This is a genomic window from Clostridium sp. CTA-19 (assembly GCF_054767855.1).
In genome coordinates, this window is record NZ_BAAABH010000099.1 from 1 (window position 1) to 513 (window position 513).

Genomic DNA, 513 nt, shown 5'->3' on the forward strand with positions numbered 1-513 from the left:
CTAGGGAGTCGGCACAAAGGTAACACTTTGTGACATCTGGTACTATGTTATCTGTTTAATTTTGAGAGTCCAATTTTTTTTGGAAAATCTCAATAAGTAAAATATTGATAGAAGCAAGCAATATTAGGAAACAARGGAATGAGGAGCAGAGCTTACTTACGTAAGYGAGCACCACARTGACTGAAGTTGACGACATAATGCGCCGCTTATAGCGATATTTTTGTTCTTTGAAAATTGCACAGTGATAAAAAGACATTGTTAAACCTTTAAATAAAGATATAACAATTTCGTCAAGACAATAAAAACCTTAAAATATAAACTATTTTATGCGAATTTTTGTATAAATGACAAAGAATTCTTAGARATAAGAAATTGATAGGTCAAGCTACAAAGGGCGCAGGGTGAATGCCTTGGCACTAGGAGCCGAAGAAGGACGTGATAAGCTGCGATAAGCTTTGGGTAGGCGCAAATAGCCTGTGATCCAGAGATTTCCGAATRGGGAAACCTACTTAA

The 513-nt window shown here is 36.0% G+C and carries 1 rRNA gene; it reads left to right on the top strand.

The window, feature by feature from the left end:
- Positions 1 to 378: 378 nt before the first annotated feature.
- Positions 379 to 513 (top strand): 23S ribosomal RNA (locus tag ACYUE0_RS17810); the annotation flags it as partial.